6 protein-coding genes and 2 pseudogenes are annotated in these 7,046 nt (G+C 63.7%); 2 read left to right on the plus strand and 6 right to left on the minus strand.

The window, feature by feature from the left end; all coding sequences use genetic code 11:
* The 4 genes and pseudogenes from cas8c to ACK5L9_RS20550 all read right to left on the minus strand — a co-directional run.
* Nucleotides 1-1,584 (minus strand): annotated as a pseudogene (gene cas8c, locus ACK5L9_RS20535) (type I-C CRISPR-associated protein Cas8c/Csd1); the annotation flags it as partial.
* Nucleotides 1,581-2,273 carry a type I-C CRISPR-associated protein Cas5c gene (gene cas5c / locus ACK5L9_RS20540; RefSeq protein WP_416913314.1) on the minus strand — a complete coding sequence of 231 codons (693 nt, stop codon included), beginning with the start codon at nt 2,271-2,273 and terminating at the stop codon, nt 1,581-1,583. The pseudogene cas8c and the gene cas5c, both read right to left, overlap by 4 nt.
* Before the next feature lie 72 nt (nt 2,274-2,345).
* On the minus strand, nt 2,346-4,568 hold the full coding sequence (locus tag ACK5L9_RS20545; protein WP_416913315.1) for a CRISPR-associated endonuclease Cas3'': 2,223 nt from the start codon (nt 4,566-4,568) through the stop codon (nt 2,346-2,348).
* Between the two features lie 355 nt (nt 4,569-4,923).
* Nucleotides 4,924-5,121: pseudogene (locus ACK5L9_RS20550) on the minus strand (plasmid partitioning protein RepA); the annotation flags it as partial.
* A gap of 208 nt (nt 5,122-5,329) precedes the next feature.
* On the opposite strand from ACK5L9_RS20550, the gene ACK5L9_RS20555 reads away from it, so the two are divergent.
* Both ACK5L9_RS20555 and ACK5L9_RS20560 read left to right on the plus strand, forming a co-directional pair.
* On the plus strand, nt 5,330-5,569 hold the full coding sequence (locus ACK5L9_RS20555) for an AbrB/MazE/SpoVT family DNA-binding domain-containing protein (RefSeq protein WP_416913316.1): 240 nt from the start codon (nt 5,330-5,332) through the stop codon (nt 5,567-5,569).
* On the plus strand, nt 5,566-5,976 hold the full coding sequence (locus tag ACK5L9_RS20560; protein WP_416913317.1) for a PIN domain-containing protein: 411 nt from the start codon (nt 5,566-5,568) through the stop codon (nt 5,974-5,976). Before ACK5L9_RS20555 ends, ACK5L9_RS20560 begins: the two co-directional genes overlap by 4 nt.
* Before the next feature lie 163 nt (nt 5,977-6,139).
* On the opposite strand, the gene ACK5L9_RS20565 is transcribed toward ACK5L9_RS20560, so the two are convergent.
* Together ACK5L9_RS20565 and ACK5L9_RS20570 are read right to left on the minus strand one after the other, a co-directional pair.
* Nucleotides 6,140-6,316, minus strand: a complete 177-nt coding sequence (locus tag ACK5L9_RS20565) for a hypothetical protein (RefSeq protein ID WP_416913318.1) — start codon at nt 6,314-6,316, stop codon at nt 6,140-6,142.
* Nucleotides 6,317-6,441: 125 nt separating this feature from the next.
* Nucleotides 6,442-7,046 (minus strand): cytochrome-c peroxidase (locus ACK5L9_RS20570; protein WP_416913319.1); only part of this gene is annotated, 605 nt, incomplete at its 5' end.

Raw genomic sequence — 7,046 nt, forward strand, 5'->3', positions numbered from 1 at the left:
ACCCAGCAGCTTTTCCAGATTGACCGCGCGGCCGCGGCTGGTCTTGCGCAGCTTGCCGAAATGGTTGGCCGAACCAGCATCCAGTGTGCGGAACACCTTTTGCGGGCTGGCCGAGGCGGCGCCATAGTACTAGTCGCGGATCGTCGCGTTGATGCCGCCAAGGGCGGCGCGTTGCACCTCTTCATAGACGGAGAAGAGGCGGCCAAGGACATAGCCCCGGTCGGTATTGGCGGGGTCGAGCGCCACGGGAACCTCCAGTTTGAAATTGCGGATAAGGACGGATTTCAGGATGGCGACGCGCAGCGCGTTGATCTGGCCGTCCGCCCGTATTCGCATCAGCACCGTTGACATCAGGCTCAGCGGATAGGGCGTACCGGCCAGGATGGCGCGCATCCACTCGCCCGCGATCAGCGGCGGCACATTCTCGCGCTTGCCCTGCGCGGCCAGTTCCACCAGATAGCGCCACAGGGGCGGCCAGCCGCCCTGCGGGGGCGGTGCGATCGCGGTATCGGACAGGAACCGCTGGTAATTCTCCGTCAGCCGACCGAAATCGTCCTGCCAGTAAAAGCGCAGCGACAGGCGCGCGGCGTTCGGCGCAAGGCCCAGAACGTGAAACCGCACCCCCTCGGCCAGATCCGGGGCAATCCGCGACAGGTGCTGCCCCTGCCGGATCGCATCCAGCCGCGCGCGGATTTCGCCGCTGGCAAGGTCCTCATCCGCGCCGGGATCGACAAAGGCGGCGAAAAACGCCTCGGCCTCCTGGGCGCGGCGCGCATCCGTGCAATCCGCCCAGAACACCGTCGAGGCATCGCCGATCTGCACCCGGTGGCCGCTGTCCTTGTCCAGATAGCGGTTCAGCACCGTCACATAGGCAAAGGCCGCTGCTTCCGAGACAGGCGCATTGTCGCCCTGATCGTGGTCATAGGATGTAAAGGCATCCAGATTGAAGGAAACCAGACTTGCCCCCGACGACTGTGCCCCCCAGACGCCCTTGATTGAGGGATGCAGCCGGGCGACGGGCGCGGCCTCGCCGGTCACAAGGCAGGTCTGTGGCCGCGAAGCCCCCTCGGCGGCAATCCCGCGCCACAAGTCGCGCGCGGCGGGACGGTCGTGGATAAAGCGATCACGATATTCATTGGCCAGCGCAAAGACGATGTTCTGGTCCTTCAGATCGTCGGGCCATACCGGCGGCGCGAATGTCTCGGGCTTCCATGCCTTCAAAAAGCGCGCCAATGCCAGCAGACCGGGATCATCAGCGCCCTGCAACCATTCCGCATGGCGCGCCCGAAAGCCTGCATGTTCATCTGCGGTCCGCTTCCCTTCGCCCGCCGTCACGCCCAGCACATAGGCCGATTTGTCCCACAGAAAATTCGGCGCGATCCCTGCGGTGCGTTTCACCGCCTGCGGCACCAGCAGCATCCTCGGGCTGCGCTTCTTGTCGTCATCGCGCAGGTCGATGACCTGATCGACCGCACCATCGGGGCGCAGCGTCACGCAGAACCCGATCTTTTCCACCGAGAACCCGAAGGGCGGCGCATCGGGCAGGCGGTCATAGGCCCGGACCAGCGAGGCAAGCAGGCTCATCCCCGGACCTCCGGCGATCCGGGTTGCGGTACCTCCAGAACGCCGTCGCGCAGGCTGGCGCGGAAGAACAGCGAGGGGCGGCCCGGCGCGGCGTGGTCAATATCCCACAGCATGAAACCCAGATCGCGCGGATTGCCGAAACCAAGCCCGGCAGTATCGGGGTTGCGGGCGGGCAGGGGCGTGCCGGGCGGAACCAGCGCGAAATGCGCGGCGAATTCGCGCGTGCCAAGACAGGGCTGATGAAAACACTGCCCGCGCGCGGCGCGGCGGTTGAAGATGTCCAGATGCTTGCCCTCGCTGTCGTCCTGACCGGCCTTTCCGGTCAGGACGAAATGCGCCTCGATCACATAGCCGGGCGCCACCAGCACGGTCGATGCGCGTTGCTGGCGATCCTCATCGACCAGTAATCCCAGCCCCTCCAGATCGCCCCGCTTCATTGCCCGCCTGATTGTCCCCGCCGGGGCCTTGTGCCCGACCTCGTTGCGGCGGATCGACTGAAAGCGGACCGGCTCCAGCACGTGAATGCGGTCGATGACCCAACGGATCGCGGGTTTCCAGTGGATCGCCTCAAGGATGCCGCGCGCGGCCGAGGGCGTCATCACGTCATAGGAAACACGTTCGACCTTCATTTCAGGGCGGGTGAACAGGGCGTTCTTGCCCCAGACATGCAAACAGATACCGAAGGTCATGGATACTCCATAAGTCGTGGCGATCTTATGCATTTACAATCTAAAGGAAAGCGGAATTTACCGCAGCCAGGGTCAGATCATCATGGCTTCTTCGGCCAGATAGTCGGAATCCTCCCACCATAATCCGCTATCCGAATGATATAATGACATATTATGAAGAACACAGAACTGATCGCCGCGCAGGCCGGGATGCAGGAAGGCCGCATGACCGTTTTCAACCAGCTTTGCACGCGCTCCGGCAGGAATCTGAACCGTATAGGATTGCAGACGGCGCGCGAGCTGCCCCGAAGGAATATTGCCGATCGCCAGATCGGCAATCGCGGCCTGCGCCACCGCCTCGCCGGGGACGATGACCGGCACCATCGGGCTGTCGATCATGCGATAGTCCGCCGCGACGCTGCGAAAGGGAAAATCCGTGCCGCTGTTCCCAAGGATAAAACGGTCGGCCATGGGCTGACCCAGCCGCTCGGGGCCGGCTTTCCAATAGACCTCGTCGAACCAGTCGCGAATCGCCTCGGGTGACAGCAGATCGTCATGCCGCGCGGCGACCCGGTCCATGGCGGCGGCAAGGGCCTGCATCCCGGCAGGGGCCCCACGCCCTTCCGGCGAAAACACCGTCAGCGTGCTGTCCGCGGTCGCGTGCCGACCATTGCGGTTGACGCGGCCCGCCGCCTGCACGCAGGAATCCAGCCCCGCCGCCGCCCGCCAGCCCACCGGAAAATCCAGATCGACCCCGGCTTCTATCAGGCTGGTGGCGATCAGACGGCACGGTGCCTCTGCCCCCAGGCGCTGACGGATGCCCTCCAGAATGGTGCGGCGATGTGCCGGGTATTGACGTGTGGTCAGGTGGATCAGATCGCCGATCCCTGCCCGTTGTCCGGCGCGAAACAGTTCCAGCGCATGCGCGCGGCTGTTGACGATCACGAAACCCTGCGGCGTGGCCGACAAGGCCCGGATCAGCGAGTCGTCCCCCATCGGCCCGACCGGCAGGATCCGCGCCCGGCGCAGCCTGCGCCCCAGACCCTGCGGATCGGGCGCAAGCTCCCTGCCCTCCAGTGCCAGCCCGCCCTGCTTCAAATGGCGGCTGTCAAAAGCTGGCTGTGTCGCCGTGCACAGCACAACCGAGCAGCCGTAATGCGTGGTCAGCACCTCGATCATGCGCAGCGTCGGGATCAGCAGCCTGCGCGGCAGGCATTGCGCTTCGTCCAGTACAATGACCGACCCGGCGATATTGTGCAGCTTGCGGCAACGCGACGGGCGCGCGGCGAACAGGCTTTCGAACAATTGCACATTGGTGGTGACGACCAGCGGCGCGGCCCAGTCCTCCATTGCCAGCCGGGCCTTGTCGCGCCCCTGCTGGCCAGAGTTTTGGGCGTCGATGGCCGAGTGATGTTCCAGCACCGCATCGCCGAAAAGGCCGCGAAAGATCGCCGCCGTCTGATCGATGACCGAGGTATAGGGGATCGCATGGATGATCCGTCGGTGCCCGTACTGCGTGGCGTGATCCAGCGCAAAGCCCATCGAGGCCAGCGTCTTGCCACCGCCGGTCGGCACGGTCAGCGTGAACAGGCCGGGCGGCATGGCGGCCTGCCTGCGGATATGCGCCAGAATATCGGCGCGCAGCCGGTTCAGGTCGCTATCGGCGGGCAGACCCGCCATATGCATATCGAAGCGGCGGGTCCAGTCGGGCAGAAGATCGGTCAGAGACGGCCAGTCGCGATCCGGCACACGGTTTTCGATGGTGGCATAGAATGCCTCGGTATCGCGGAAATCGGCATCGACCAGACAGGAAAACAGCATCCGCGTGGCAACCGACAGATCAAACCCGGCAAGGCCGGGCCGCATCAGCGCCTTCAGCTCGCCAGCCGCCGCCGCAAAATCGGGATTGGAAGCGGCGCTGATCTTCGGATCGATCGGGTCGCGAAAGCCATTGATCCGGCGATCCATGCTGCCATCCGTCCCGCGCCGGTCCGGCAGACCCGCGTGATGGCCCAGAATAGCATAGGCCAGCGCCTCGGCGACGGGCAGAAGGGCAGGCGGCACGCGCTTTAGCAGCAGCGACGCACCAGCCGTCGAATGATCGACCTTGACATTCTCGCCGCGCAGAACCCGGTCGAAATCCGGGTCATATTTGCCGAAATCATGAAACAGCCCGGCCAGCCGCGCGGCATCCGAAACCCCGGCTGCCTCACCCCGCAACGCCGCCAGCGCGCCGGTCGCCGCAAGATGATCCACCAAAAGCTGCCAGTCACTGCGATCGGCGGACGTACCGGAATGAGCGTAGCAGGAGGGCATAGACAGTTGCCTTTTCATGTTTGAGATGTCGGCGCGCGTTGCTTTGGCACCGCACGCTGCGTTTGTTCACGGCTGTGAACCGTCCTGCCTGATTTCACAACCGTGAACTTCATGCAGCCTTGCGTATCAGCGCCATGATCATTGGTCGAACAAGGTCGTCGGTTCGGACAAGGTGGTGCCAGTGCCGGGTGTTTTCTTCGGCATAGGTCTGGATTTCCTGGCAAACGGACATAACCAGACCAGGTGGGATACCTGACAAGGAGGGTTCAGCCGTTCGCAGATCGACGCGTTCGAGGCATGTACGACCGGCGCCCCCCTTGGCGCTGCGCGATACCCGCGCGGCGTGGCCGTCAGCCAGATGCTGCTTGCGCAAATAGCTGTCATTGCTTCCCCCCAGAAGGGCGGCGGCCTCTCCGCTGGTGATTTTGCGCATCGCCTTGTATGCATCGGATGAAAACAGATTCCCGCGCTGCGCACTAAGCTGCGCGGCAAGCTGTTCAGCCCGCTGGCGGATGACCCAATTCAGATTTTCCCGTCGAAAGCCATTGCTCATAGACCGCCCGTCCGTGTTCACCTTATCTGGCGTTTACCCGCCCATTACCGTGACTATTGGCGGCTCAGCCCGACTCCCGCAAAAGTTGTCCTACCGCATCAAAAGATATGGTGGTTCTGCGGGCTGGTATGACAATCGGCGAGGCGTTGAGTTTTCAATGCAGTTATGCCATATGTAATGCGATGTTCGATTACGCCTTGGGGAAATCATGTCGCAATCCACGATCACGGTAAAGGGGCAGACCACATTGCCCAAGGCTGTCCGGCAGGCGCTTTCGCTGTCGCCGGGGGATAAGGTGCGCTATGTCATCCTTGATGACGGGCAGGTGCGGCTGCTGCGGACAAGGCCGGTCTCGGAACTGGCGGGGATGCTGCGGCGGGACGGGCAGGCACCGGTTTCCCTGGATGAGATGGAGGCGGCGATCACGACCGGGGCGCAGGGGACGTGACCGGGCTGGATACGAATGTTCTGGTCCGCTATCTGACTCAGGACGATCCGGGGCAGGCGGCGCTGGCCACTGCGGCGGTTTCTGCATTGACCGAGGATGCGCCGGGCTGGATCGCTCGCGAGGTCATGGTTGAAACGGTCTGGGTGCTGGAACGCGCCTATCACCTGCCGCGCGGCAATATCGCGGATGCAATCGACGGGCTGCTGGCCGCGCGTGAACTGGTGATCGAAGAGGCTGACCGCGTGGGCCTTGCGGCGCAGCGCTGGCGCGAAGGCGGCGCGGGCTTCGCCGATCAGATGATCGCATTGGCGGGGCAGGGGGCGGGTTGCCGCGAGACGCTGACCTTTGACATCAAGGCGGCACGGATCGACGGGATGGAGCTGCTTGATGCTCATGGCGAAGGCTAACGCCGCCGCTGCAGGACCGTTGCCTGATTTCCGGTGGCGGCCCATCCCATTCATTTAAAGCCATGGATTGGACGAAGCCGCTATCGCGGCTGTTTCTTTCCGACTGTAGCGCGAAGAATCCAGCTTCTTGCGCCTCTCGACGTGATGGGCAGATGAAGAACGCTTACACCGCCCACAGCGAACAAGGCATTCGCGCGGCCTGTCCCTGGATGGGAAAGCCGTTTGATTTCGAGGGGGGACATTTCAGGAACCAGCTTAGATATTTTTGCGAATATTCCAGAGAGTTGCGAAATTTCGAGGCCGGTTCGAAGAACTCGCCGGGGCGTGCCTCGTCTGACATTGTCGGCTCTGCCCGTCTGATCTTTCCGCGCTGTGGCGTTGGTTTCACCATGCGGGCATTCCCGCACACAAATTTGATCCGTCGGGATTCCGCTGCCCTCCATTTGGCTAACCCCGGCCACACGCTCATTCTTCATCTGCGCCTGCATGATCCCGGCGCGGCTGGCCCCGCGCGCCGGCGGCCAGACAGGGCAGGTCGGGCGAGGTCAGGCTGATCAGAAAAGCCTCAAGATCGGCCATGTCCCGCGCCTCCAACCCCAGCGGAGCGATGCGCGCATCCTGATCCGGATGGCCGGGGCCTCCGTCGTTGTAAAACGCGATCACGGCAGCCAGATCGGGCAGTCCGCCGTCATGCATATAGGGCCGCGTCACGGCAATATTGCGCAAGGACGGCGTACGAAAGCGCCAGCGATCCGCCGGATCCTCAGTCACCTCATAGCGGCCCAGATCGGCGGCACGGGGCCGGGCCAACCGGGTCAGCCGGTCGCGGCCAAGGTCGTGATACACACCCGGCGCGACCTGCACCCGCGTCACATCCGACCCGCGCTGACGCTGCCGCTCGCGCATCCAGCCATAGCCGGTGTCGTGAAACATCTGATCGGTGAACAGCGCATCGCTTTCGCCGATCACATGGCAGGACGCACAGCCCGCCCGGCCCGCAAACAACGCATGGCCACGTTTCTGCGCCTCGCTCAGCGCGGTGTCATCGCCCAGATAGAACCAGCGGTCAA

Origin of the sequence: Paracoccus sp. (in: a-proteobacteria), assembly GCF_047973135.1 — a bacterium.
In the GTDB taxonomy this organism is placed as follows: Bacteria; Pseudomonadota; Alphaproteobacteria; order Rhodobacterales; family Rhodobacteraceae; genus Paracoccus.